This window comes from Streptomyces sp. NPDC093984 (assembly GCF_044764595.1).
GTDB lineage: Bacteria > Actinomycetota > Actinomycetes > Streptomycetales > Streptomycetaceae > Streptomyces > Streptomyces cynarae.
Window position 1 is genome coordinate 1,523,138 of sequence record NZ_JBIWIM010000001.1, and the last position, 25,828, is coordinate 1,548,965.

Below are 25,828 nucleotides of genomic sequence, written 5' to 3' on the forward strand. Positions count from 1 at the left end.
ACGTCGATCGGCGGTGAGCAGCCGGGCCCGGCGGCCCGACCGCGCCCGCGCGGTTCGGGGGTCTCCTGGGACTCCTCCTCCGGGACTTCCGGCCGCCGTCCCCCGCCGCCCGGTCGGGCTCTCCGAGTTCGTCCCCTTAGACCGGCCGACGCCCCGGCGCAGATCAGCCCTTCGCCGTCAAGGTGACGTCCTGCTGCTGGACCACGCGGAAGCGGGGCAGCGGCAGCCCGGAGCCGTTCAGTTGCATCAGCGTGGCCTCGGCGTGCGCGGGGCCCGGGGTGTACGCGCCCGGGTGGGGCCCGGAGTTGGTCCAGCGGTGCTCGGCGCCGTCGCACACGGCCACGGTGCCGCCGACACCGTGCTGGACGCGGTGGTCGCCCTGGGAGACCGAGGAGGACACGAGGACCGGCCCCCCGGTGCCGCCGGCACAGCGGTAGGTGCCGGAGAGGGTGAGGGTGCCGTCGGGCGCCAGGTACCCGGTCGGGTCGACGGTCACCTCGTCGGGCGACGCGGAGAGGGCACCCGCGGCGGGGGCGGCGGACAGGAGCAGAGCGGCACCGACGACCGGCCCGGCGACCTGGCGCAGAGACATGGAAGCACCTCCTGGATTCGGGGGTTCCACAGCTACCGGGAGGCCGCGGTGCGTTCCGTGATCCTCACCCCTTCGGTGGCGAGTCCGCGGCGGGCGGTGTGTGGCTGCACACGTCGTGCCCATGGGCGTGGCTACGGCAGCACCGCGAAGCCGTCCAGTTCCACGAGCGCCCGCTCGTCCCACAGGCGCGTGATCCCCACGACGGCCATCGCGGGGTAGTCACGGCCCGCCAGCCGGCGCCAGATGCGGCCCAGTTCGGGGGCGTGCGCGCGGTAGTCGGTCACGTCGGTGGCGTAGACGGTGACGCGCGCGAGGTCGGCGGGTGTGCCGCCGGCGGCGCGCAGGGCGGTGAGCAGGTTGGCGAGGGCGCGCTCGAACTGCTCGGGCAGCGAGTCGCCGACCACCTCGCCGTCGCCGTCGAGGGCGGTCTGGCCCGCCAGGAAGACCACGCGGGTGCCGGTGGCGACGACCGCGTGCGAGAACCCCTTGGCCGGGGAGAGGCCGGGCGGGTTGACACGCTCACTGGTCACGGGGCCTCCACGGCGGCGTACGACTCCTTGGCGATGATGCCGCGTTGCACCTCGCTCGCGCCCTCGTAGATCCGGGGTGCGCGCACCTCGCGGTAGAGGTGTTCGAGGAGGTGGCCGCGGCGCAGTGCGCGGGCGCCGTGCAGTTGGACGGCGGCGTCGACGACGTACTGCGCGGTCTCGGTGGCGAGCAGCTTCGCCATGGCGGCCCGCTTCGGGACGTCCGGGGCGCCTTCGTCGTACGCCGTCGCCGCCGAGTAGACCATGAGACGGGCCGCCTCGGTGCGCAGGGCCATCTCCGCGACCTGGTGGGAGACCGCCTGGAGGTCCTTCAGCCGACCGCCGAAGGCGTCCCTCGCGGCGGTGTGGGCGAGGGTCGCGTCGAGGGCGGCCTGTGCCATGCCGACCGCGAACGCGCCGACGCTGGGCCGGAAGAGGTTGAGGGTGCCCATGGCGACCCGGAAGCCGCGGTCGGTCTCACCGAGCAGGTCGTCCTCGGTCACGGGCACCGCGTCGAAGGCGAGCGTGCCGATGGGGTGCGGCGAGAGCATGTCGAGAGGGGCACCGGTCAGGCCGGGGCGGTCGGCGGGGACGAGGAACGCGGTCACACCGCGGGCGCCCGCGCCGGGGGTGGTGCGGACGAAGACGGTGTAGAAGTCGGCCTCCGGGGCGTTGGAGATCCAGCACTTCTCGCCGGTGAGCCGCCACCCGGAGGGGCCGTCGGGCTCGGCCGCGAGGGAGAGCGCCGCCGCGTCCGACCCCGCGTCCGGCTCGGTCAGCGCGAAGGCGGCGACCGTGGTGCCGGCCCGGACGCCGGGCAGCCAGCGGGCGCGCTGGGCCGGTGTCCCGTAGGCGTGCACGGGGTGGGCGCCCAGCCCTTGCAGGGCGAGGGCCGTCTCCGCCTCGGTGCAGGCGTACGCCAGGGACTCCCGCATCAGGCACAGTTCCAGCGCCCCGGAGGTGAACAGCCGGTCCAGAAGGGCGAGTTGGCCGAGTTCGGCGACGAGGGCGCGGTTGACACGGCCGGGCTCGCCCTTCTCGGCGAGCGGACGCAGCCGTTGCTCGGCCAGGGTGCGCAGCTCCGCACGCCAGGCCAGCTGCGCGGGGTCGAGCGAGAATGCGGTCATGGCCGGTCCCCTCTCCCTGACGGCCCCTCGGGGCCGGATGGGCTGCTCACCCGAACGTATCGCGGACCGTTGACTGTCGTCACCAACACGATACGCTCGATGCGCGAGCCCACCACGACAAGGGGGCGAGACGCCATGGACCCGAGGGACGCCACCAGCGCCACGGAGACCGCGAGCGCCACGGACACCACCAGCGCCACGGACACGGCGAGCGCCACGGACACCGCGAGCCGCGCGTCGGCCGAGGCTCCGCCACCGGTCCCCACCGCCCACCGCGACACCTTCGCCCGTGACCATCTCCCGCCCCGCGAGCAGTGGCCCGAGCTCACCTTCGACCTGCCGGAGCTGCGCTACCCCGAACGGCTGAACGCCGCGGTCGAGCTGCTCGACCGCACCGCCCCCGACCGCCCGGCGTTCCGCACGGCGGACGGCGACGTGTGGACATACGGACGGCTCCGCGCCCGTGTCGACCGCGTCGCGCACGCGCTCACCTCCCGTCTCGGTGTCGTCCCCGGCAACCGTGTCCTGCTCCGCGGCCCCGCCACCCCCTGGCTCGCCGCCTGCTGGCTCGCGGTCCTGAAGGCGGGCGCGATCGCGGTCACCGTGCTCGCCCAGCAGCGCCCGCACGAGCTGCGCACGATGTGCGACATCGCCCGGGTCGGCCACGCCCTGTGCGACGTCCGCGTGGTGGACGACCTGGTGAAGGCCGACGTTCCCGGGCTGCGCATCACCCCGTTCGGCGGTGACGCCCCCGACGACCTGCTGCGTCTGCCGGTGCCCGAGGAGCCGTACGCGCCGGTGGACACGGCGGCCGACGACGTGGCGCTGATCGCCTTCACCTCCGGCACCACGGGCCGCCCGAAGGGGTGCGTGCACTTCCACCGCGACCTGCTCGCCATCGCGGACACCTTCTCGAGGCACATCCTGCGCCCGCGTCCCGACGACGTCTTCGCGGGCAGTCCCCCGCTCGGCTTCACCTTCGGGCTCGGCGGACTCGTCGTCTTCCCGCTGCGGGCCGGCGCCAGCGCCTTACTGCTCGAACAGGCGGGCCCCAGGCAGCTGTTGCCCGCGATCGCCGAGCACCGGGTCTCGGTGCTGTTCACCGCGCCGACCGCCTACCGGGCGATGCTCGACGAGCTGGACGCGTACGACACGACCTCGCTGCGGCGCTGTGTGTCGGCCGGCGAGAACCTTCCCGAGGCCACCTGGCGGGCCTGGCACGAGCGCACCGGTCTGCGCATCGTCAACGGCATCGGCGCCACCGAACTGCTGCACATCTTCATCTCGGCCGCGGACGACCGGATCCGGCCGGGAACCACGGGGGTTCCGGTCCCGGGGTGGCACGCGCGCGTGCAGGACGCCGACGGCGTGCCCGTACCGGACGGCGAGCCCGGACTGCTCGCGGTGCGCGGGCCGGTCGGCTGCCGCTATCTCGCCGATCCACGGCAGCGGGAGTACGTCCGAGGCGGCTGGAACATCACCGGCGACACCTACGTCCGCGAGCCCGACGGCTACTTCCGCTATGTGGCCCGCGCCGACGACATGATCATCTCCGCCGGGTACAACATCGCCGGGCCCGAGGTCGAGGACGCCCTGCTGCGCCATCCGGACGTGGTCGAGACGGCGGTCGTCGGGCGGCCCGACGAGGTGCGCGGGCAGGTCGTGGTGGCGTATGCGGTCCTCAGGCAGGGCGCGCGGCGCGACCCGGAGGCGCTGCGCGCCTTCCTGACGTCGGAGCTGGCGCCGTACAAGTGCCCGCGCGAGTTCGTCTTCCTGGACGCGCTGCCGCGCACGGCGACGGGCAAGCTCCAGCGGTTCCGGCTGCGCGCGGGCGCCGACCCTTTGCCCGTGCGAGGTGATCATGGTGACGCCGACGATCTAAAGTGATCAACGTGTCCGATCAGCACGCTCAGCACGCGCCGAGGTCCCTCATCGTCACGTTCTACGGCGCCTACGGCCGCTTCACCCCCGGCCCGGTCCCGGTGGCCGAGCTGATCCGGCTGCTCGCCGCGGTCGGCGTGGACGCGCCCTCCGTACGGTCGTCGGTGTCACGTCTGAAGCGGCGCGGACTGCTCGTGCCGGAGCGCACGGCGACCGGCGCGGCCGGGTACGCGCTGTCCCCTGACGCACGGCAGCTGCTGGAGGACGGCGACCGCCGGGTGTACGCGACGGCGCCCCCGAAGGACGAGGGCTGGGTGCTTGCCGTGTTCTCCGTGCCGGAGTCGGAGCGGCAGAAGCGGCACCTGCTGCGCTCCCGGCTGGCGGGGCTCGGCTTCGGCACCGCGGCCCCCGGCGTGTGGATCGCCCCCGCACGCCTGTACGAGGAGACCCGGCACACCCTGGAGCGGCTGCACCTGGACGCCTACGTGGACTTCTTCCGCGGGGACCACCTCGGCTTCGCGCCGACCGCTGAGGCGGTGGGGCGCTGGTGGGACCTGGCCTCGATCGCCAAGCAGCACGAGGCGTTCCTCGACCGCCACGCGCGCGTGCTGCGCGACTGGGAGTTGCGCGAGGACACTCCGCCCGAGGAGGCGTACCGCGACTATCTGCTCGCCCTGGACTCCTGGCGCCATCTGCCCTATGCCGACCCGGGGCTGCCGGCCGGCCTGCTGCCCGCGAACTGGCCGGGCGCCCGCTCGGCAGCGGTCTTCCGGGCGCTGCACGAGCGGCTGCGGGAGGCGGGGGCGGTGTTCGCGGGCGTGGCGGATCTGCCGTAGGTCTTTCAACTCCCCAGTGTCAGGCGGGGCTTGGGGGCGTCGGTGCGGCCGGTGTTGGGGCGCCTGCTACCCGCCCGGTAGGGCGCGGGCCATACCGCGCCCTGCCCGCTGTAGCCCTGTTCGGCCGCCGCGTGCAGGGTCCAGTGCGGGTCGTACAGGTGCGGCCGGGCGAGGGCGCACAGGTCGGTGCGCCCGGCCAGGATCAGCGAGTTGACGTCGTCCCAGGAGGAGATGGCGCCCACCGCGATCACCGGTATGCCCGTCTCGTGGCGGATCCGGTCGGCGTACGGCGTCTGGTACGAGCGCCCGAACGCCGGCTTCTCCTCGGCCACCACCTGCCCGGTCGACACGTCGATCGCGTCGGCGCCGTGCGCGGCGAACGCGCGGGCGATCTCGACGGCCTCCTCGGCCGTGGTGCCGCCCTCGGCCCAGTCGGTCGCGGAGATCCGTACGGTCATGGGCCGCTCCTCGGGCCACACCGCGCGCACGGCGTCGAAGACCTCGAGCGGGAAGCGGAGCCGCCCGGCGAGCGAGCCGCCATAGGCGTCGGTGCGGTGGTTGGTGAGCGGTGAGAGGAAGCCGGAGAGCAGGTAGCCGTGGGCGCAGTGGAGTTCGAGGAGGTCGAAGCCGGCGCGGGCGGCGCGGGCGCCGGCGGAGGTGAACTGCTCGCGGATGTCGGTGAGCTGGGCGCGGGAGAGCTCGCGGGGCGTCTGGCCGCCCGGCTTGTACGGGATCGGCGAGGCGGCCACGAGCGGCCAGTTGCCCTCCTCCAGCGGCTCGTCCATGCCCTCCCACATCAGCTTGGTGGAGCCCTTGCGGCCGCTGTGCCCGAGCTGCACCCCGATCGCGGTGCCCGGCGCCTGGCCGTGCACGAAGTCGGTGACGCGCCGCCACGCCTCGGCCTGCCGTCCGGTGTAGAGACCGGCGCAGCCCGGGGTGATGCGGCCCTCGGGGCTCACGCACACCATCTCGGTCATCACCAGCCCGGCGCCGCCGAGCGCCCGTGCGCCCAGGTGGACGAGGTGGAAGTCGCCGGGGACGCCGTCCACCGCCGAGTACATGTCCATCGGCGAGACCACGACCCGGTTGCGCAGGGTCAGGCCGCGCAGCCGGAAGGGGGTGAACATCGGGGGTGTGCCGGGCGGGCAGCCGAACTCGCGCTCCACCGCCTCGGTGAAGCGGGGGTCGCGCAGCCGCAGGTTGTCGTGGGTGACGCGGCGGCTGCGGGTGAGCAGGTTGAAGGCGAACTGGCGGGGCGGCTGGTCGAGGTACAGCCTCAGGTTCTCGAACCACTCCAGGCTGGCGCGGGCCGCGCGCTGGGTGGAGGCGACCACCGGGCGCCGCTCCTCCTCGTAGGCGGCCAGGGCCTCGGGCAGCGAGGCGTGCTCCTCCAGGCAGGCGACCAGGGCGAGCGCGTCCTCGACCGCGAGTTTCGTACCGGAGCCGATGGAGAAGTGCGCGGTGTGCGCGGCGTCGCCGAGCAGCACCAGGTTGCCGTGGGACCAGTGCTCGGTGACGACCGTGCGGAAGGTGGTCCAGGTGGAGTTGTTGGAGCGCAGGGGCCGGCCGCGCAGGGCGTCCGCGAAGATCTTGGCGCAGCGCTCGATGGTCTCGGCGGTGTCCAGCTCGGCGAACCCGGCCGCGTGCCACACCTCCTCGCGCATCTCCACGATGACCGTCGAGGCACCGAATCGACTCTGCGGCCCGGAGGGCCTCGTTGAGGGGTGGTGGTCGGGCGACGGGCGGGCATACGGGTAGCCGTGGAGCTGCATGACGCCGTGCTCGGTCTCGGCGATCTCGAAGCGGAAGGCGTCGAAGGGGAAGTCGGCGGCGAGCCAGATGTACCGGCAGCGGTGCTCCTCGATCGAGGGACGGAACACCTCGGCGTACGCCTCGCGTGTGCCGCTGTGCACTCCGTCGGCGGCGATGACGAGGTCGTACGCCTCCGAGAGCCGGGCCGGGTACGGGGCCTCGGTGCAAAAGCGCAGGTCGACGCCGAGGGAGCGGCAGCGCTCGTGCAGGATCCGAAGGAGCCGCCGCCTGCCGAGCGCGGCGAAGCCGTGGCCGCCGGAGGTGTGGCGCACGCCCCGGTGCACGATGTCGATGTCGTCCCACCGCACGAACTCGTCCTTCAGCGCGGCGTACACGACGGGGTCGGCGTGCTCGATGCCGCCGAGGGTCTCGTCGGACAGGACGACACCGAACCCGAACGTGTCGTCGGGGGCGTTCCGCTCCCAGACGGTGACCTCGCGGGCCGGGTCGAGCCGCTTGAGCAGGGCGGCGGCGTAGAGGCCACCGGGGCCGCCGCCGATGACGGCGACGCGCAGCGGCCGCCCTCCGGTGCCGGTCATGGTCACCTCCCCCGCCACTTCGGTGCCCGTTTCTCCGAGAAGGCCGCGTGGAACTCCGCGTAGTCCTCGCTGTTCATCAGCAGTGCCTGGGTCGCCGCGTCGAGTTCCACCGATGCCGCGAGCGGCATGTCCAGTTCGGCCGTGAGGAGGGCTTTGGTCTGGGCGTACGCCAGCGCCGGGCCGTCGGCCAGGCGGCGGGCCAGCGCCTCGGCCGCCGCGTCGGCGCCGCCCTCCTCCGTCAGCTCGCTGATCAGCCCGATCCGCTCGGCCTCCGCCGCCCGCACCGGCTCGCCCAGCATGAGCAGCCGGGTCGCGTGGCCGAGCCCGACCACCCGGGGCAGCAGATACGCGGCCCCCATGTCGCCGCCGGAGAGCCCGACCCTGGTGAAGAGGAACTGGAAGCGCGCGGTGGGGTCCGCCACGCGGAAGTCGGCGGCCAGGGCGAGGACGGCACCCGCGCCGGCGGCCACCCCGTGCACCGCCGCGACCACCGGGAACGGGCACTCCCGCAGGGCCCGTACGACCTGCCCGGTCATCCGGTTGAAGTCCAGCAACTGGGCGGTGTCCATGGACAGCGTGGCGCCGATGATCTCGTCCACGTCTCCGCCCGAGCAGAAGCCGCGCCCCTCGCCGCCCAGGACCAGGGCGCGTACGGACTTCTCCCGGGACAGTTCGGCGAGCAGGTCGCGCAGATCGGCGTAGGCGCCGAAGGTGAGCGCGTTGAGTTTTCCGGGGCGGGCCAGGGTGACCGTGGCCACCCCGTTGTCGTGGACGCACCGCACATGGCGCCAGTCGGAGGTGCGGGCGGCGGAGCCGGTGAAGGGACTCATGACGTGCGGCCTCCTCGGACGGGGGCGGCGGTCCTGGCTGCTGCTCTGTCATGAAGTTATCACCGATCCGTGACTGTCGTCATGAGTACGCGATACGACGACAGACACGCCGGGATGACGACCGGGTATACGACCTGGGCTGTCACGCCTTCTCGACAGGCCGGTAACGGCGGGCACCGGCATGCGCGACGGGCCGTCGGTACGGGTAGGCAGCCCGGTACCGGGGCCGACGCCGCCCCCGGCGAAACCCGCCGACCGCCCCGCAGGGGGCGCGCCGTACGATGCCCTTTGTTGAAAGCAGGACCGCCTGCGCCATGAACGGACCCGCCTTGTACGAATCCCCCGCACTCGCCTCCTGGCGCATCGCCCTGCCGCACACCACCGCCGCCGTGCCCGTCGCCCGCGCGCTGGTCCGTACGGCGCTGGCGGAGCTGGAGCACGCGGCCGACAGCGACACCGCGGAGCTGCTGACCGCGGAGCTGGTCGCGAACGCGGTGGAGCACACCGCGGGGGACGGGCCGATCGAGCTGGTCGTGGAGCTGCTGCCGACCGGCTGCACGGTGGAGGTGCACGACCCGGACCCGGCGCCGCCCGGCAACCTCACCCACCCGCTCCCGGTGGCCCCCGACCCCTGGCAGGAGCACGGCCGGGGGCTGCTGCTGATCCGCGCGCTCAGCTCGTCCTGCGGGCACCGCCCCACCGATTCCGGCAAGGCGGTGTGGTTCAGACTGCCTGTGGTTCCCGCTCAGCGGCGTCCGCTGTGACGGCCCCGGCCGTGAGCCGGGAGTGCCGGCGCCCGTAGAGCGCGTACACGAGGGACCCGACCACGAGGAACACCGCGAACTGCGCCCAGGTCGCCCAGCCCGTCTCGTACATCAGGTACAGGCAGAAGCCGACGCCGAGCAGCGGCATCACCGGGTAGAGCGGCACGCGGAAGCTGCGGGCGAGGCCCGGTTCACGGCGGCGCAGCGCGATCACGGCCACATTGACCACCGCCATCGTGGCGAGCGTGCCGATGGTGCACAGGTTGACCACCGAGTCCAGCGAGGCGAAGGCCGCCGGGATCGCGAAGACGATCGCGATGATCAGGGTGCCGCCGACCGGCGTCGACGTCCTCGGCGAGACCCGTTCGAACACGCGCGGGATGAGTCCGTCGCGCGCCATGGACATCAGGATGCGGGTCTGGCCGTACATCACGGCGAGCACGACCGAGGCGATGGCGACGACCGCGCCGAAGGCGATGACACCGCCGCCGACCGTGGAGCCGGTGACCTGGTTGACGACGTACGACAGCGCGGCGGGCCGGCCGCCGACCGCGGGCCCGCCGATGGCGCCGATCGCGGCGAGCGCGACCGCGCAGTACAGCAGGGTGACAAGTGAGATGCAGAGCAGGATCGCGACGGGGATGTCGCGCCGCGGGTTCCGGGCCTCCTCACCGGCGGTGGTGATCGCGTCGAAGCCGATGTACGAGAAGAAGGCGGCCGTGGTGCCCGCGCCGATGCCGCCGAGGCCGGCCGGCGCGAACGGGGTCAGGTTGCCGTGCTTGAAGGCGGTGAACCCGATGGCGCAGAAGGCGACCAGGATCGCCAGCTTGAGGACGGCCATGGCGGCGGTGGCCCGGGCGCTCTCGCGTACGCCGCGTACGAGGAGGACGCAGGCCAGGGCGATGACGATCACGGCCGGCAGGTTGACGATCCCGCCGTCGCCCGGCCCGGCGGAGAGCGCGGCGGGCAGCTGCCACCCGGTGAGACTGTGCAGCAGCTCGTTGACGTACTGGCTCCAGCCGACCGCGACGGCCGACACGGACACGCCGTACTCCAGGAGCAGGCACCAGCCGACGAGGAAGGCCGTGCCCTCGCCGAGCCCGGCGTAGGCGAAGGAGTACGACGACCCGGAGACCGGGATCGCGCCGCCCAGCTCGGCGAAGGCGAACGCGGTGAACACGCAGGTCAGCGCGGCGAGGACGAAGGAGACGACGACGCCGGGCCCGGCCTGGGCGACCGAGTCGGACAGTCCGACGAAGATGCCGGTGCCGACGATCGCGCCGATGCCGAAGCACACGAGCTGGAACAGGCCCATGTGGCGCTTGAGGCCGTGCCCGGCGAGATCGGTACCGGCCTCGGCGACGAGCAGCTGGGGGGACTTGATGCGGAACGGGTTGGCAGGACTGCCGGGCATACGGGTGGTGCTCTTTTCAGTGGTGGGGTGCGACCGGGTGGGCCGCTCGACGGGCGCGGAAGGGGTGGTTCCGGGCCGCCGGAGATCGTACGGGAGGGTGCGGGGCTTGCGCTGTGGCCGTCGTCGCAGCCGGTCAGGCGAGGGCCCGGTCAGGCGAGGGTCGCGACGAGGACCGCCTTGATGGTGTGCATCCGGTTCTCCGCCTCGTCGAAGACGACGGAGTGCCCCGACTCGAAGACCTCGTCGGTGACCTCCAGCTCGGTGAGCCCGTGCCGCTCGTGGATCTCACGGCCGACGGCCGTGCCGAGGTCGTGGAAGGCCGGCAGGCAGTGCAGGAACCTCACCTCGTCGTTGCCGGTGGCGCGCAGCACGTCCATGGTCACCGCGTACGGGCCGAGCAGGGCGATGCGCTCGTCCCAGACCTCCTTGGGCTCGCCCATCGACACCCACACGTCGGTGGCGACGAAGTCGGCGCCGCGCACGCCCTCCTTCACGTCCTCGGTGAGCGTGATCCGGGCGCCGGAGTCCTCGGCGAGCCGCTGGGCCGCCTCGACGACGGTCTGCTCAGGCCACAGCACCCGGGGCCCGACGACGCGGACGTCCATCCCGAGCAGGGCGCCGGTGACCAGGTAGGAGTTGCCCATGTTGTTACGGGCGTCGCCCAGGTAGGCGCAGGCGATCTCCGTCAGCGGCTTGTCGCAGTGCTCGGTCATGGTGAGCACGTCGGCGAGCATCTGGGTGGGATGCCACTCGTCGGTGAGGCCGTTGTAGACGGGGACCCCTGCATGCGCGGCCAGTTCCTCGACGATGCCCTGCCCGTGTCCGCGGTACTCGATGGCGTCGAACATCCGGCCGAGCACGCGGGCGGTGTCCTTGACGGACTCCTTGTGCCCGATCTGGGAGCCTGCGGGGTCCAGGTAGGTGGTGTGGGCGCCCTGGTCGGCGGCGGCCACCTCGAACGCGCACCGCGTACGCGTCGAGGTCTTCTCGAAGACGAGCGCGATGTTCTTCCCCGTGAGGTACCGCGTCTCGGTCCCGGCCTTCTTGGCCGCCTTCAGCTCGGCGGCCAGCTCGATCAGGCCACGGAACTCCTCGGCGGTGAAGTCCAGCTCCTTGAGGAAGTGGCGTCCGGCGAGGGCGGTCGGGACTGTCGCCATGGGGGCGCTCCAGAAGTACGAGGGGACGGTACGAACACGGGAACGGATGGAAGTCTATACGACGCCCCACATTTCTATACGTGCCCGACTCTTTCACGCACCCACCCGGTCCCTCTCCACCGGACAGCTCATGCACCGGGGCCCACCCCGTCCCCTCCCCAGCTCACTCCCCGGAATCTCGATCACTTCGATCCCCCGCTTGCGCAGATACGTGTTGGTGGTGGAGTTCCGCTCGTAGGCGATGACGACCCCCGGCTCCACCGCCAGGACGTTGCACCCGTCGTCCCACTGCTCCCGCTCGGCCGCGTGCACGTCCTGCGTGGCGGTCAGCACCCGGATCTCGCTGAGCCCCAGCGCGGCGGCGATCGCCCGGTGCATGTGCTCCGGCGGATGATCGGTGACCTTCAGCTCCTTGTCCCCGGCGCCGGGCTCGATCGTGTAGGAGCGGAGCATGCCGAGCCCCGCGTACTGGGTGAACGTGTCGCCGTCGACCATGGTCATCACCGTGTCGAGGTGCATGAAGGCGCGGCTCTTCGGCATGTCGAGCGCGACGATGGTCCGGGCCGACCCGGCGGCGAAGAGCTTGGTCGCGAGCATCTCGACGGCCTGGGGCGTGGTCCGTTCGCTCATGCCGATGAGCACCGCGCCGTTGCCGATGACGAGCACGTCGCCGCCCTCGATGGTGGACGGGTAGTCGGACTGGCCCTCGGACCAGAGGTGGAAGTCCTCGTCACGGAAGAGCGGGTGGTGCCGGTAGATCGCCTCGAAGTGCACGGTCTCGCGCTGACGCGCGGGCCAGCGCATGGCGTTGATGGAGACCCCGTCGTAGATCCAGGCGGAGGTGTCGCGTGTGAACAGGTGACTGGGGAGGGGCCACAGGAGGAAGTCGTCGAGTTCCATCACATGGAACCGCACGGAGGTCGGCTCCGGATGGCCTTCGAGGAACTCCCGCTTGGTCATGCCGCCGACGAGGGCCTCGGCGAGCTCCGCGGAGGGCAGGGCGTCGAAGGTGGCCCGGAGGTGGTCGGTGGCGAGCGGACCGTACTCCTTCTCGTCGAAGACCCGGTCCAGGACCAGGGACCGGGCCGCCGGGATGTCGAGGGCCTCGGTGAGCAGGTCACCGAAGAGATGCACGGTCACCCCGCGGTCGCGCAGCACGTCGGCGAACCCGTCGTGCTCCGCGCGCGCCCGCCGTACCCACAGCACGTCGTCGAAGAGGAGCGCGTCCTTGTTGCTGGGGGTGAGCCTTTTGAGCTCGAGATCGGGCCGGTGCAGAATGACGCGCCGCAGCCGCCCGGCCTCGGAATCGACGTGGAATCCCATGCCTCCATCCTGACCATTCGGGCACGCGTTCACCCCTCGTTCGCGCCGAATCGGACGGATACCGATTCGGGCCGACACCGATCCGGGCCCACACCGATCCGGGCCGACACCGATCCGGGCCGACACCGATCCGGGCCCACACCGATCCGGGCCGACACCGACTCGGGCCGACACCGATCCGGGCCCACACCGACTCGGGCCCACACCGATCCCGGCCCACACCGACTCGGGCCCACACCGATCCCGGCCCACACCGATCCGGGCCGGCTGGTTCGAGGCCTCGCGGCACGGGGCCGGGGCTGATGCCCCGACCGCGGCCCCGTGCCGCGTGCCGCGTGCCGGCGACGGTCGCGTCTTTACAGGCGCGGGTCCACCGGCTCCGACTCCAGGGCCAGCACCGCGAACACCGCCTCGTGCACCCGCCACAGCGGCTCGCCCTCCGCCAGGCGGTCCAGGGCCTCGAGGCCCAGGGCGTACTCGCGGATCGCCAGGGAGCGCTTGTGGTTCAGGAACCTCTGACGGAGCCGGGCGAGGTTGTCCGGGCGCGTGTACTCCGGGCCGTAGATGATCCTGAGGTACTCGCGACCACGGCACTTGATGCCCGGCTGCACCAGGCGGCCGGCCGTACTGCGGACCAGCGCCTGAACGGGCTTGACGACCATGCCCTCGCCGCCCCGGCCCGTCAGCTCCAGCCACCAGTCGACCCCGGCCCGCACCGACTCCGGGTCGCCGGTGTCGACATGGAGACGACGGGTCGTCTGCAGCAGGCCGGTTCCGTCGTGCTCGACCATGCGGTCGATCAGCGCAAGCTGCTGGTCGTGCGGCACGGCCGCGAGACTGCGGCCCTGCACCGCCAGCAGCTGGAACGGGGCCAGGCGGACGCCCTCCAGACCGTCCGTCGTCCAGCAGTAGCGGCGGTAGGCCGCCGTGAAGGCCGCCGCGTCGGCAGCACGTTCGCGCTGGCGGACCAGCAGGCCTGCCACGTCGACGCCCCGGGCCGCCGCGCCCTCCAGCGCGGCCAGCGCGCCCGGGAACGCGGCACCGGACGCGGCGCCCACCGCCGCGTACTGACCGCGCAGCAGTCCCGACGCCTTCAGCGACCACGGCATCAGCTCCGCGTCCAGCAGCAGCCAGTCCGTCTCGAGTTCCTCCCACAGGCCCGCGGCACCGATCGCCGTGCGCAGCCGGCCGAGGATCTGCTCCGTCACCGACTCGTCGTCGAAGAACGGGCGGCCCGTGCGCGTGTAGAGCGAACCCGTCGGACCTCCCCCACTCTCGACCACGCTCGAGCGGGAGGTACCCCCGACTCCGAAGCGCTTCCGGGCCGCCTCCGCGTCCCGGCACACCAGAGCCACCGCCCGCGACCCCATGTGCTTCTCCTCGCACACGACCCGCTCGACACCGTCCTCCCGGTACTGCGCGAAAGCCTCCTCCGGGTGCTCCAGGTAGCCCTCGACACGCGAGGTGGCCGTGGGCGCCATGGTCGGCGGCAGGTACGGCAGCAGGCGCGGGTCCACCGCGAAGCGGCTCATGACCTCCAGGGCCGCCGCCGCGTTCTCCTCGCGGACCGAGACCCGGCCCGCGTGCCGGGTCTCCACCACCCTGCGGCCGTGGACGTCCGCCAGGTCCAGCGGACGGCCCTCGTGGCCGCCGGGCGCCTCGGTGGCCAGCGGCCGGGCCGGCTCGTACCAGACCCGCTCCGCCGGTACGTCGACCAGCTCCCGCTCGGGCCAGCGCAGCGCGGTCAGCCTGCCGCCGAACACCGCACCGGTGTCCACGCAGATGGTGTTGTTCAGCCAGGTGGCCTGCGGGACGGGCGTGTGACCGTACACCACCGCCGCCCTGCCCCGGTAGTCCTCCGCCCACGGGTAGCGCACCGGCAGCCCGAACTCGTCCGTCTCCCCCGTGGTGTCGCCGTACAGCGCGTGCGAGCGGACCCGGCCGGAGGTGCGGCCGTGGTACTTCTCGGGCAGGCCGGCGTGGCAGACGACCAGCCTGCCGCCGTCGAGGACGTAGTGGCTGACCAGTCCGTCGATGAACTCCCGTACCTGCTGCTTGAACTCCTCGCTCTCGTCCTCCATCTGCGCGATGGTCTCGGCGAGTCCGTGCGTGTGCTGGACGCCCCGGCCCTTGAGGTACCGCCCGTACTTGTTCTCGTGGTTGCCCGGCACGCACAGCGCGTTGCCCGACTTCACCATCGACATCACGCGGCGCAGCACGCCCGGGCTGTCCGGGCCGCGGTCCACCAGGTCGCCGACGAAGACCGCCGTACGGCCCTCGGGGTGCACGCCGTCGACATAGCCCAGCTTGCCGAGCAGCGCCTGGAGTTCCGAGGAGCAGCCATGCACGTCGCCGATGATGTCGAAGGGGCCGGTGAGGTGGGTCAGGTCGTTGAAGCGCTTCTCGGTGACGACGGTCGCGTTCTCGACCTCCTCCACGCCCCGCAGGACGTGCACCTTGCGGAAGCCCTCGCGCTCCAGGTGCCTGAGCGAACGGCGCAGTTCGCGGGTGTGGCGCTGGATGACCCGGCGGGGCATGTCCGCCCGGTCGGTGCGGGCCGCGTTGCGTTCGGCGCACACCTCCTCCGGTACGTCCAGCACGATCGCGATGGGCAGGACGTCGTACTGCTTGGCCAGGTCGATCAGCTGGCGGCGGGCGTCCTGCTGCACGCTCGTCGCGTCCACGACGGTGCGACGGCCGGCCGCGAGGCGCTTGCCGGCGATGTAGTGCAGCACGTCGAAGGCGTCCCGGGTGGCGCTCTGGTCGTTCTCGTCGTCGGACACCAGGCCGCGGCAGAAGTCGGAGGAGATGACCTCGGTCGGCTTGAAGTGCCTGCGGGCGAAGGTCGACTTGCCCGATCCGGAGGCGCCGATCAGCACCACGAGGGAGAGGTCGGTGACGGGCAGGGTGCGCCCCTTGGTGTCGGTCACGGTCATGCTGCCTTCCCCTCCTTCGCGGTGGTCGTGGTGGCGGTGGTCGTGGTCGCCGTGGCGGTCAGGGTGAACACGGCCATCTGCGTGGGCGGCCCCACCTCGGGGTCGTCTGGGCCCACGGGCCGGAACTCGACGGTGTATCCGTGCCGCTCGGCGACCCGGACCGCCCAGGCGCGAAACTCCTTCCGCGTCCACTCGAAGCGGTGGTCGCCGTGCCGTACGTGGCCGGCCGGCAGGCTCTCCCAGCGCACGTTGTACTCGACGTTCGGCGTCGTCACGAGGACCGTGCGCGGGCGGGCCGCGCCGAACACCGCGTACTCCAGGGCGGACAGCCGGGGCAGGTCGACGTGCTCGATCACCTCGCTCAGGACGGCGGCGTCGTAGCCCTTGAGCCGGCGGTCGGTGTACGCGAGCGAGCTCTGGAAGAGCTTGACGCGGGACGCCTGCCGCTCCCCCATGCGGTCCAGTTTCAGCCGCCGGGAGGCGATGGTGAGGGCCCGCATCGACACGTCGACACCGACGATCTCGGTGAACCGCGCGTCCTTCAGCAGGGCCTGCACCAACTGGCCCTGCCCGCAGCCGAGGTCCAGGACCCGGGCGGCGGCGGACTCCTTCAGCCCCGCGACGATGGCCTCCCTGCGCTGCACGGCGAGCGGGACCGGCTTCTCCTCCGTCCCGGTCTCCTCCTCGACCGCGTCGTCGGCCCCTTCGACCGCGTCGTCGGCGTCCAGGACCGCGTTGTCGATCTCCTCCACCTCGCTGTCGTCCGTCTCCGCGAGCCGCACCAGCTCCAGCCGCTCCATCGCCTGCCGGGTCAGCGACCAGCGGCGCGCCAGGTAGCGGCCGGTGATCAGCTTCTGCTCCGGGTGGTCGGGCAGCCAGCCCTCACCGGCCCGCAGCAGCTTGTCGACCTCCTCGGCGGAGACCCAGTAGTGCTTGGCGTCGTCGAGGACGGGCAGCAGCACGTACAGGTGGCGCAGGGCCTGCGCGAGGGTCAGGGCGTCGGACTCCAGAACGAGACGCACATAGCGGGAGTCGCCCCACTCCGGGAACTCGGCGTCCAGCGCGACCGGTTCGGCGGTGACCGCCCACCCCAGGGGCTCGAACAGCCGCTCTACGAGGGCCGATCCGCTGCTTTTTTCCGGCTCCGCCTCCGGGGCGCCGAAGCCGGGGTCGAGCGGACGACCGTGCTCAGCCCTTCGGGCCTCCGCGCGCTCGTCCGCTCGACCCCGGCGCGCCCCTGCGGCTCCGCGGGCCGGCAGCGCGGGTATCTCGATGCGCAACGGCAGCGGCTGCCCGGCACGTCCCGGCAGGGCCTTGCACACGCCCCTCATCGCGGTGGAGAACACGTTGCTCAGCGCCACGGCGAGCAGGGAGGACGCCGCGTAGGGGCGGTCGTTGACGTACTGCGCGAGCGCCGCGTCGGGCGCGCCGCCGCGGCCCTTGCCCTTGCCCCTGCGCACCAGGGACACCGCATCGACCTCCAGCAGCAGCGCGGCCGTGCAGCGCTCGGCATCCGCCTCGGGGTAGAGGACGTGCGCCGTGCCGTAGGAGGTGGAGAACGCCTGCGCGGTGTCGGGATGCTTGTGCAGCAGGAAGCCGAGGTCGGTCGCGGGGCGCTCGGGCGTGCCGGTAGTGCCGATGGTCAGGAACATGCCCTGAGTCTCCCGGTCCCGGGGCACCGAGGACCACCGGATTTCGCACCGTGCCGCCCCGCCCCGAGGGGCGGGGCGGCACACGTCCCCGGGGGCCGTCCGGGCTACTTCAGCTGGGACTGGACCCGGGAGGAGATCAGCTCCAGGTGGTCCAGGTCGTCCAGGTCGAGGATCTGGAGGTAGACACGCTGGGCGCCGATCTCCGCATAGCGGCCGATCTTGTCGACGACCTCGGCCGGGGTGCCGACCAGACCGTTGGCCTTCAGCTCGTCGACCTCGCGGCCGATCGCGGCGGCACGGCGCGCCACCTCCTGGTCGTCCTTGCCGACGCAGACCACGAGGGCGGTGGAGTACGTCAAGGCGTTCGGGTGCCGTCCGGCCTCCTCCGCGGCGGCCCGGACCCGGCCGAACTGGCGCTCGCTGTCCTCGATCGACCCGAACGGGATGTTGAACTCGTCGGCGTACCGGGCGGCAAGCCGCGGGGTGCGGGTGGCGCCGTGGCCGCCGATGAGCACCGGGATCCTGCCCTGGGCGGGCTTGGGCAGGGCCGGCGAGCCTGTCAGGTCGTAGTACTTCCCGTGGAAGTCGAAGGTCTCGCCGGTCTTGGTCGCCCACAGCCCGGTGACGATCTCCAGCTGCTCCTCGAGGCGGGCGAACTTCTCCGTCGGGAACGGGATGCCGTACGCCCTGTGCTCCTCCTCGAACCAGCCCGCGCCCAGGCCCAGTTCGACGCGTCCGCCGGACATCTGGTCGACCTGGGCGACCTGGATGGCGAGCACGCCGGGGAGCCGGAAGGTGGCGGCGGTCATCAGCGTGCCGAGGCGGATGCGCTTGGTCTCACGGGCGAGGCCCGCCAGGGTGATCCAGGCGTCGGTGGGGCCGGGGAGGCCGTCCACGTTGCCCATCTTCAGATAGTGGTCGGAGCGGAAGAAGGCATCGAAGCCGAGGTCCTCGGTGGCCTTGGCGACGGCGAGGAGCGTGTCGTAGGTGGCGCCCTGCTGGGGCTCGGTGAAGATGCGAAGATCCATACCTCCATCCTGCACGGTCGATCACCGGTCGACCGAACCCTCCCGCCGCTGCCCTGCGACCCCGGGCGGGTGAAAATCCGTTCGTCCGACAGGCCGATCCGCGGATGATCGGTGACCGTGTCCGGTGGTGATCGTTGCTGGTGCGGAGCCGGACCGCCCGGCACCCGTCACCGGCGGCCGCGCCCGGGGACGTCAGGGCCGAGGAGGTCTCAAGTCCCAGCACATGTCCCAGGAAGCCGTGTCCCCCGGCGATGTGCCGCACGAGGCTGCATCCGGGCAGCCCGAGGGGCTGCTGGAGCGGATGGAGAGGCTGATGGCGACGCTCACCGCGGACCTGACGGAACTGGGGGCGGAGCTGCGGGGGCCGAAGACCGGCGACGGCGACCGAGGCTGAGCCACCGCACTCCCGCCCGGGGCCGGGGCGCGGACGGTGCCGTCACTCAGCCCGCCGCCCGGTCCCGCTCGCGTATCTCGCCGTCTCTCGCCGTCAGTCTGCGCAGCATCTCCCTGACCCGGTCCCTCGACTCGTCCGCCGCGTCTATCGCCTCCATGCACTGCCAGTACGTGCCCTCGTCCTCCGCCGAGCTCGCCACCGCGACGAGGGCCATGCCCAGTTCCATGAGGAGGGAGCCAAGGTCCAGGAGCGCCTTGCGGGCGTCGCCCAGCTCGGTGAGCTGGGCCGCGCGCAGATCGGCCACGTCGACGGGCGGCGTGTCCAGCACGCCGCATCCCCTGCCCGCCAGCTCCGTCAACCCCAGTGCCTCGCCGCGCAGTTCGGGTGGGCCCGAGACCGCCAGGCGGCTGCCGATCGCCTGTGCCAGGGCGTACGCCTGCCACGCCTCCGCCATGATCCTCGGCCCGTCCTCGCTCCCCGCCAGGGCGCGCCTGCTCGCCACGATGAGCCGCACCGCATCCATGCCCTGCCCCCGCTCCGTCCGACGCGCGCTCCCGCACGTCTGCCCGCACTCCGGTGTCCACTACCCAGAGTGAGTGCAGTCGGGCCGAAAAGCCAGAGCTGGTACGAAATCTGTGGACAACCAGGGGGATGTGGACAACTCAACGACTCCGGAGAGTGACGATCCGAGCTCCTGTGATCACTCCTGCCCGGGCGCCGGAAACCTCTCCTCGTTGCGGTCGATCTTCGCGTCCAGTGCCGCCAGCGCGTCGATGCCCAGTACCTCGCAGAGCTGGAGCAGGTACGCCAGGACGTCCGCGACCTCGTCCGTGACCCGGTGGGCCGTGTCCGGGTCCTCCATGACGCGCGCGGACTCCTCCGGCGTCAACCACTGGAAGATCTCGACGAGTTCGGACGCCTCCACGCTGAGCGCCGCCACCAGGTTCTTGGGGGTGTGGTACGGCTGCCAGGCGCGGGCGGCCGCGAAGTCGGCGAGCCGGCGCTGCAGCCGCGCCACGGTCAGGTCCTTGCGCTGCCCGGGTTCCTCTGTCACGCGCCCAGGTCTACCACCGTCGCCCCGTCCACCCCCGCCGCCAGGGACGTCTCGCTCACCGCGCCCACCAGCCGGATGTGGCCCCGCTCGCACATCCGCGCCGCCAGCCCGAGCAGTTCGCGTGCCTGGAGCCGGTCCATGCGGCGGTCGAAGCCGTCCGCCAGGACCGTGAGGGTCTGCAGCGCCGCCGGCACCTCTCCCACCGGGTCGACCTCCAGGACCCCCGGGCCGGTGAGCAGGACGAGGGCCAGGGCCACGTACCGCAGTTCGCCGTCGCCCAGCAACTTCAGCGGGGTGCGCCGTCCGTCGCCCCGGTCGAGCAGCGCGCGGACCGTGCCGTCGTCGAGCGGCTCCGCCAGCAGGTCGACGACCTCCCCCGCGCACCCGGCAGCGACCGCCGCCGTCAGCAGGGCGTGCCGCCGGCCGCACTCCGCGCGCGTGCGCCACAGGACGTCCGCGAGGTTGGAGCAGTCCGGCAGCAGCCGGCCCGCGCCCAGCGGGACGGGGGCGCGCATCCGGCGGGGGCTCGGGTCGCAGGCGAAGACCGAGCGCAGGGCGATCACCATCTGCTCGGCGGCGGCGAGCACCCGGCGCTGGCCGTCGGTCTTCCCCGCGACGCGCAGCGGCAGCAGGGCGGTGCCGAGACGGTCGTCGGGGAGCGGCCCCCGGGTGACCGGGGAGGCACCGGCGGTGTGCCAGGCCGCCTGCACCACCGGGCGGCCCGGGTCGCGCAGTGCGGTCTCCAGCAGGACGAGACCGCCGGACGACAACCGTTCGCCGACGATGCGCAGTTCGGGCTCTGCCTGCACGGCGACGTCGAGCCGGACGGGCCCTTCAGGGCCGTCGGCCGTGCAGCCGATCCGGAAGCCGCGCCGCCACTGGGCGTCGGGCCGCGCCCGCTCGGGGACGCAGGCCACCGGGTCCGGGAACACCTCGGCCAGCTCGGCACCGCCGCCGAGCCGCGCGAGCGCCCCGTACGCCTGCAACGCGCGTGACTTGCCCGAACCGCTCGGCCCGGTGAACAGCGTCAACGGGCCCAGTGGAAAGGTGGCCCGCCGATGCCCGGCGAAGGCGGACAGCCGCAGTTCGGTGACGCACGGCCGGTCCGGACGAGGGTCGGCGGCAGCGGCTCGCTCAGGGGCGGCGGACAGCGGTGGCGCAGGTGACAGGGTCATATCCGGGACCGTAGGTCTCCTGCCGACCGGCGAACCGTTCCGGCCCCGTGGGCTTCCTACGATCGAGCGACCGGCCGGGCCCGTCGGGGACCCACACCCCGGCTCAGACGCCCGGAACCCCTGCCTCCTCCATCAGTCCCCGTACCTGCGTGCCCGGCGGCGTCAGCAGGAACACGTTGCGGTCGACCCGGTGCATCCCGCTGGACAGGCCGAAGACGACGCCCGTGCTGAAGTCCAGGACCCGCTTGGCGACGTCCGTCTCCGCGCCGGTGAGGTCGAGCAGGACCGGTACGCCCGCCATCAGGGTCTCGGCGACGTCGCGGGCGTCCGCGAACACATTGACCCTCAGGACGACGAAGCGGCGGCGCGCCTCGGTCTGCGCCTCGGGCGGCGCTCGGTGGTCGACCGCTGACGGCCAGGCGTCCCGGCCCCGCAGCGGAACGACCTGAGCGAGCCCTTCCCACTGTTCGTCGGTGACATCGTGGCTGTTCACCGGCCCTCCCCGTGTCGGCTCGCACTCATCGTCTGCACCGGGCAATTCTTGCGCATGGTCACCCGTTCGGCCCAACAGCGACACGGACCGCGACACTCCGTTCTGTCACTCCGGCCGGACGGCGCCCCTCCAGTACCACGCCGGCGTCGCCTCACACCGGCACCTTGCCTGGTGTGCAGCGCGTGTAACGGCTCAAGATCGCGGCACGTGACATCCGCGTAACGGGCAATTCGTACGGTTGTCGACATGACCACGAGCCCCGGAACGCAGCAGATACGGACCGTCTGCTCGTACTGCGGCGTCGGCTGCGGGATCGTGCTCGACGTCGCGACCGGTCCCGATGGCCGCCGTCGTGTCGTCAAGGCGTCCGGCGACAAGGAGCACCCGGCCAACCGCGGCCGGCTGTGCACCAAGGGCGCCACCACCGCGGACATGCTGGCCGCGTCCGGGCGGCTGACCACGGCGCTCGTGCGCGACGACCGAGGCGCGGAGCCGGTGCCCGCTCCCGTGGACGCGGCCGTGCGCGAGACCGCCCGCCGGCTGCGGGAGATCATCGACGAGCACGGTCCGGACGCCGTCGCGTTCTATGTGTCGGGCCAGCTGAGCCTGGAGGCGCAGTACCTCGCCAACAAGCTGGCCAAGGGCTTCGTACGGACCAACCAGATCGAGTCGAACTCGCGGCTGTGCATGGCGAGCGCGGGCACCGGCTACAAGCTGTCGCTGGGCGCCGACGGGCCGCCGGGATCGTACGACGACCTGGACGAGGCGGATGTCTTCCTGGTCATCGGCTCGAACATGGCCGACTGCCACCCGATCCTGTTCCTGCGTCTGATGGACCGGGTCAAGGCGGGCGCCAAGCTGATCGTCGTCGACCCCCGGCGCACCGCGACCGCCGCGAAGGCGGACCTCTTCCTGCAGATACGCCCCGGCACCGACCTCGCCCTGCTCAACGGGCTGCTGCACCTGCTGCACGAGAACGGGCACACGGACGAGGGCTTCATCGCCCGGCACACCGAGGGCTGGGAGGCGATGCCCGCCTTCCTCGCCGACTACACGCCCACCGCCGTCGCCGAGATCACGGGTCTGGCCGAGGAGGACATCCGTCGGGCGGCCCGGCTCATCGGCGAGGCGAAGGAGTGGACGAGCTGCTGGACCATGGGGCTCAACCAGTCCACGCACGGCACCTGGAACACCAACGCGCTCGTCAACCTGCACCTCGCGACCGGCGCGATCTGCCGTCCGGGCAGCGGCCCGTTCTCCCTGACCGGGCAGCCCAACGCCATGGGCGGCCGCGAGATGGGCTACATGGGGCCGGGGCTGCCGGGTCAGCGGTCGGTGCTCGTGGAGGAGGAGCGGGCGTTCGTCGAGGAGCTGTGGGGGCTCCGGCCGGGCGCGTTGCGTGCGGACGGGGTGGGGCGCGGGACCGTCGAGATGTTCCAGAAGATGGCGGACGGCGATATCAAGGCCTGCTGGATCATGTGCACCAACCCCGTGGCGTCCGTGGCCAACCGGAAGACGGTCATCGAGGGCCTGGAGGCCGCCGAGTTCGTCGTCGCCCAGGACGTCTTCGCCGAGACCGAGACCAACGCCTACGCCGACGTGGTCCTGCCGGGCGCGCTGTGGGCCGAGGCGGAGGGCGTACTTGTCAACAGCGAGCGGGGGCTCACCCTCGCCCGGCCCGCGCTGGACCCGCCGGGCGAGGCGATGGCCGACTGGCGGCTGATCGCTGCGGTCGCGCGGGAGATGGGGTACACGGAGGGCTTTTCCTACGACAGCGCCGAGGAGATCTTCGAGGAGATCAAGCGCGCCTGGAACCCGAAGACGGGATGGGACCTGCGCGGCGTGACCTACGACCGGCTGCGGACCGGGCCCGTGCAGTGGCCGGCCGCCCGGGAGGACGGTCCGGCGCGCAATCCGATCCGGTACGTCGACGGCGGGCTGACGTTTCCCACTCCGAGCGGCCGGGCGGTGTTCCACGCGCGCCCCCACCTGCCGCCCGCCGAACTGCCCGACGATGACTTCCCCTTCCTGCTGAACACCGGGCGGGTGCAGCACCAGTGGCACACGCTGACCAAGACGGGCAAGGTCGAGAAGCTCAACAAGCTCAACCCGGGGCCCTTCGTGGAGGTGCACCCCGAGGACGCGGCCGCGCTCGGGATCGCGGACGGCGACCGGGTGGAGGTGGCCTCGCGGCGCGGGCGGGCCGTACTGCCGGCGGTGGTGACGGACCGGGTGCGGCCCGGGTGCTGTTTCGCCCCGTTCCACTGGAACGATCTGTTCGGCGAGTATCTGAGCGTCAACGCGGTGACAAGTGACGCGCTCGACCCGGTCTCCTTCCAGCCGGAGTTCAAGGTGTGCGCGGTGGCACTGGCGAAGGTGGCCGAGCCGGCGAGTCCTCCGGCGGCCCCCGTCCCGGCGGTCACGCGGGTCCCGGTGCCCGTCGCCCCGACCGCCGCCGACCCCTTCGGCCTCACCCCCGCCCCTCCGCCGGTCCTGAGCTCCCAGGAGCGCCAGTACCTCACCGGCTTCCTCGCGGGCCTCGGTTCCGGCGCCCCCGGGGTGCCGGTGCTGCCGCCGGACGCGCCCTTCAGCCCGGAGCACGCCCTGTGGGTCAACGGCGTCCTCGCCGGCATGTACTCCCGGGCCGGCAGCGCGCCCGAGGAGCGGGAACCGGCCGGCCGTGAGGTCGTCGTGCTGTGGGCCTCGCAGACCGGGAACGCGGAGGAGTTCGCCACGGCCACCGCCCAGCGGCTCTCCGCGACCGGGCACCGGGCCACCCTGGTCGGCATGGACGAGGCCGACGTGGGCCGACTCCCGCGGGGTGCCGATCTGTTGCTGATCACGAGTACGTTCGGCGACGGCGACGCGCCCGACAACGGCTCCGGTTTCTGGGACGCCCTCTCCGGTCACGAGGCTCCGCGCCTGGACGGTGTGCGCTTCGCCGTGCTGGCCTTCGGCGACTCGTCGTACGACGACTTCTGCGGACACGGGCGCCGTCTCGACGCGCGCCTGCAGGAGCTGGGCGGGGTGCGCCTCGCGCCGCGCACCGACTGCGAACCCGACTACGAGCCGTCCGCGGACGCCTGGCTCGAGTCGGTCCTCGCGGCGCTCGGCGGCGCCCCGGCGGCGGCCCCCGCGCAGCCGAAGCCGGGCAAACCCGCCCCGGCGACCGCCCGCCTGGTCGGCAACCGGCTGCTCAGCCTGCCCGGAGCCGGCAAGGAGGTGCGCCGGTTCACCTTCGACACCAGCGGGACCGGCCTCACGTACGAGGCCGGGGACGCGCTCGGTGTGCGCCCGGTCAACTCCCCCACGCTCGTGGAGGAATGGCTGGAGGTGACGGGCATCGACCGCGCCGCCGCCGTCGAGGTCGCGGGAGCCGGCGAGGTGCCCTTCGCCGAAGCCCTGCTCAGGCATCTCGACATCACCCGGATCACCCCGGACCTGCTGCGCTTCGTCGCCGAACGCACCCGGGACGACCGGGAGCTGCGGCAACTGCTGCGCCCCGACAACAAGGACGGCCTGGCGCGCTGGTGCTGGGGGCGGCAGGCCGTCGACGTGGCGGCCGAGTACGCGGTGCGGGCCTCGGCCGAGGAATGGGCCCAAGTGCTCAAGCGGTTGCAGCCGCGGCTGTACTCGATCTCCTCCAGCCCGCTCGTCGACCCCCACCGGGTGTCGCTGACCGTGTCCGTGGTGCGCTACGAGAGTCTGCGCGGGCGACCCCGCGCCGGGGTGTGCGGCGGCTTCCTCGCCGACGCGGAGCCCGATGCGCCGGTGCCGGTCTTCGTGCAGCGCTCGCCCCACTTCCGGCCGCCGGCGGACGGCTCGACCCCGATGGTGATGGTCGGGCCCGGCACCGGGGTCGCCCCTTTCGTCGGCTTCCTCCAGGAGCGCCGCGAACTCGGGCACACCGCTCCGAACTGGCTGTTCTTCGGCGAGCAGCACCGCGCCACCGACCACTACTACGAGGAGGAGCTGACGAAGCTGCGGGAGGACGGCGTGCTCACGCGTCTCGACACAGCCTTCTCCCGCGACCAGCGCGCCAAGGTCTACGTCCAGGACCGGATGCGCGAGCACGGCCCAGAGCTGTGGCACTGGCTCCGGGACGGCGCCCGCTTCTACGTCTGCGGGGACGCCTCCCGCATGGCCAGGGACGTCGACCAGGCGCTGCGGGACATCGCCGTCCTGCACGGCGGCCTGAGCGAGGCGGAGGCGGCCGCGTATGTGAAGCAGCTCGCGGCGGAGAAGCGGTATGTGCGGGACGTCTACTGAGGCGGCGCGCAGTGCCTCGATCGTG

At 72.6% G+C, this 25,828-nt stretch carries 20 protein-coding genes; 5 read left to right on the plus strand and 15 right to left on the minus strand.

Going from position 1 to position 25,828, the window contains the following annotated elements; translation table 11 throughout:
- Positions 1-163 precede the first annotated feature (163 nt).
- The 3 genes from ACIRC0_RS06840 to ACIRC0_RS06850 form a co-directional block, all read right to left on the minus strand.
- The gene (locus ACIRC0_RS06840) at positions 164-592 is read right to left on the minus strand and encodes a DUF6299 family protein (protein ID WP_403612197.1); all 429 of its coding nucleotides are present in this window, start codon (positions 590-592) and stop codon (positions 164-166) included.
- A gap of 131 nt (positions 593-723) precedes the next feature.
- On the minus strand, positions 724-1,122 hold the full coding sequence (locus ACIRC0_RS06845) for a RidA family protein (protein ID WP_403612199.1): 399 nt from the start codon (positions 1,120-1,122) through the stop codon (positions 724-726).
- Positions 1,119-2,246 carry an acyl-CoA dehydrogenase family protein gene (locus tag ACIRC0_RS06850; RefSeq protein WP_403612201.1) on the minus strand — a complete coding sequence of 376 codons (1,128 nt, stop codon included), beginning with the start codon at positions 2,244-2,246 and terminating at the stop codon, positions 1,119-1,121. Before ACIRC0_RS06850 ends, ACIRC0_RS06845 begins: the two co-directional genes overlap by 4 nt.
- A 135-nt stretch (positions 2,247-2,381) precedes the next feature.
- Here ACIRC0_RS06850 and ACIRC0_RS06855 point away from each other — a divergent pair, with 135 nt between their 5' ends.
- Both ACIRC0_RS06855 and ACIRC0_RS06860 read left to right on the plus strand, forming a co-directional pair.
- Positions 2,382-4,133 (plus strand): AMP-binding protein, encoded by a 1,752-nt coding sequence (locus tag ACIRC0_RS06855; protein WP_403612204.1) that lies wholly within the window; start codon positions 2,382-2,384, stop codon positions 4,131-4,133.
- The gene (locus tag ACIRC0_RS06860; RefSeq protein ID WP_403612206.1) at positions 4,130-4,963 is read left to right on the plus strand and encodes a PaaX family transcriptional regulator C-terminal domain-containing protein; all 834 of its coding nucleotides are present in this window, start codon (positions 4,130-4,132) and stop codon (positions 4,961-4,963) included. Before ACIRC0_RS06855 ends, ACIRC0_RS06860 begins: the two co-directional genes overlap by 4 nt.
- A gap of 5 nt (positions 4,964-4,968) precedes the next feature.
- On the opposite strand, the gene ACIRC0_RS06865 is transcribed toward ACIRC0_RS06860, so the two are convergent.
- Both ACIRC0_RS06865 and ACIRC0_RS06870 read right to left on the minus strand, forming a co-directional pair.
- Complete coding sequence (locus ACIRC0_RS06865; protein ID WP_403612209.1) at positions 4,969-7,314, minus strand: bifunctional salicylyl-CoA 5-hydroxylase/oxidoreductase; 2,346 nt, start codon at positions 7,312-7,314, stop codon at positions 4,969-4,971.
- Positions 7,315-7,316: 2 nt separating this feature from the next.
- Positions 7,317-8,144 (minus strand): enoyl-CoA hydratase family protein, encoded by an 828-nt coding sequence (locus tag ACIRC0_RS06870; protein ID WP_403612211.1) that lies wholly within the window; start codon positions 8,142-8,144, stop codon positions 7,317-7,319.
- A 314-nt stretch (positions 8,145-8,458) separates the two neighbouring features.
- Here ACIRC0_RS06870 and ACIRC0_RS06875 point away from each other — a divergent pair, with 314 nt between their 5' ends.
- Positions 8,459-8,908, plus strand: coding sequence for an ATP-binding protein (locus tag ACIRC0_RS06875; RefSeq protein ID WP_403612213.1), 450 nt, complete (start codon positions 8,459-8,461; stop codon positions 8,906-8,908).
- Here the strand turns inward: ACIRC0_RS06875 and ACIRC0_RS06880 are convergent.
- The 6 genes from ACIRC0_RS06880 to ACIRC0_RS06905 form a co-directional block, all read right to left on the minus strand.
- A complete protein-coding gene (locus ACIRC0_RS06880) occupies positions 8,868-10,322 on the minus strand; it encodes an amino acid permease (protein ID WP_403612216.1) in 1,455 nt (484 codons plus the stop codon). The genes ACIRC0_RS06875 and ACIRC0_RS06880 overlap by 41 nt on opposite strands.
- Before the next feature lie 149 nt (positions 10,323-10,471).
- Positions 10,472-11,479, minus strand: coding sequence for an ornithine carbamoyltransferase (gene argF / locus ACIRC0_RS06885; protein ID WP_403612219.1), 1,008 nt, complete (start codon positions 11,477-11,479; stop codon positions 10,472-10,474).
- Between the two features lie 93 nt (positions 11,480-11,572).
- On the minus strand, positions 11,573-12,802 hold the full coding sequence (locus ACIRC0_RS06890) for an arginine deiminase (protein ID WP_403612222.1): 1,230 nt from the start codon (positions 12,800-12,802) through the stop codon (positions 11,573-11,575).
- Positions 12,803-13,158: 356 nt separating this feature from the next.
- The gene (locus tag ACIRC0_RS06895; protein ID WP_403612225.1) at positions 13,159-15,738 is read right to left on the minus strand and encodes a polynucleotide kinase-phosphatase; all 2,580 of its coding nucleotides are present in this window, start codon (positions 15,736-15,738) and stop codon (positions 13,159-13,161) included.
- Positions 15,735-17,390, minus strand: a complete 1,656-nt coding sequence (locus tag ACIRC0_RS06900; protein WP_403612227.1) for a 3' terminal RNA ribose 2'-O-methyltransferase Hen1 — start codon at positions 17,388-17,390, stop codon at positions 15,735-15,737. Before ACIRC0_RS06900 ends, ACIRC0_RS06895 begins: the two co-directional genes overlap by 4 nt.
- Positions 17,391-17,494: 104 nt before the next feature.
- On the minus strand, positions 17,495-18,418 hold the full coding sequence (locus ACIRC0_RS06905; protein ID WP_403612230.1) for an LLM class F420-dependent oxidoreductase: 924 nt from the start codon (positions 18,416-18,418) through the stop codon (positions 17,495-17,497).
- Between the two features lie 223 nt (positions 18,419-18,641).
- On the opposite strand from ACIRC0_RS06905, the gene ACIRC0_RS06910 reads away from it, so the two are divergent.
- Entirely contained in the window at positions 18,642-18,812 is a 171-nt protein-coding gene (locus ACIRC0_RS06910; protein WP_403612232.1) for a hypothetical protein, read from the plus strand.
- Between the two features lie 46 nt (positions 18,813-18,858).
- On the opposite strand, the gene ACIRC0_RS06915 is transcribed toward ACIRC0_RS06910, so the two are convergent.
- The 4 genes from ACIRC0_RS06915 to ACIRC0_RS06930 all read right to left on the minus strand — a co-directional run bounded on the left by ACIRC0_RS06915 (position 18,859) and on the right by ACIRC0_RS06930 (position 21,534).
- Positions 18,859-19,335, minus strand: coding sequence for a DUF6099 family protein (locus ACIRC0_RS06915; protein WP_403612234.1), 477 nt, complete (start codon positions 19,333-19,335; stop codon positions 18,859-18,861).
- Positions 19,336-19,512: 177 nt separating this feature from the next.
- Complete coding sequence (locus ACIRC0_RS06920) at positions 19,513-19,866, minus strand: nucleotide pyrophosphohydrolase (protein WP_403612237.1); 354 nt, start codon at positions 19,864-19,866, stop codon at positions 19,513-19,515.
- Positions 19,863-21,041: an AAA family ATPase gene (locus tag ACIRC0_RS06925; protein ID WP_403612239.1), complete on the minus strand. Its 1,179-nt coding sequence runs from the start codon at positions 21,039-21,041 to the stop codon at positions 19,863-19,865. The genes ACIRC0_RS06920 and ACIRC0_RS06925 overlap by 4 nt, the downstream gene beginning before the upstream one ends.
- A gap of 103 nt (positions 21,042-21,144) precedes the next feature.
- Complete coding sequence (locus tag ACIRC0_RS06930) at positions 21,145-21,534, minus strand: cell division protein SepF (RefSeq protein WP_403612242.1); 390 nt, start codon at positions 21,532-21,534, stop codon at positions 21,145-21,147.
- Between the two features lie 246 nt (positions 21,535-21,780).
- On the opposite strand from ACIRC0_RS06930, the gene ACIRC0_RS06935 reads away from it, so the two are divergent.
- Positions 21,781-25,803, plus strand: coding sequence for a molybdopterin-dependent oxidoreductase (locus tag ACIRC0_RS06935; protein ID WP_403612245.1), 4,023 nt, complete (start codon positions 21,781-21,783; stop codon positions 25,801-25,803).
- The last annotated feature ends 25 nt before the right edge of the window (positions 25,804-25,828 follow it).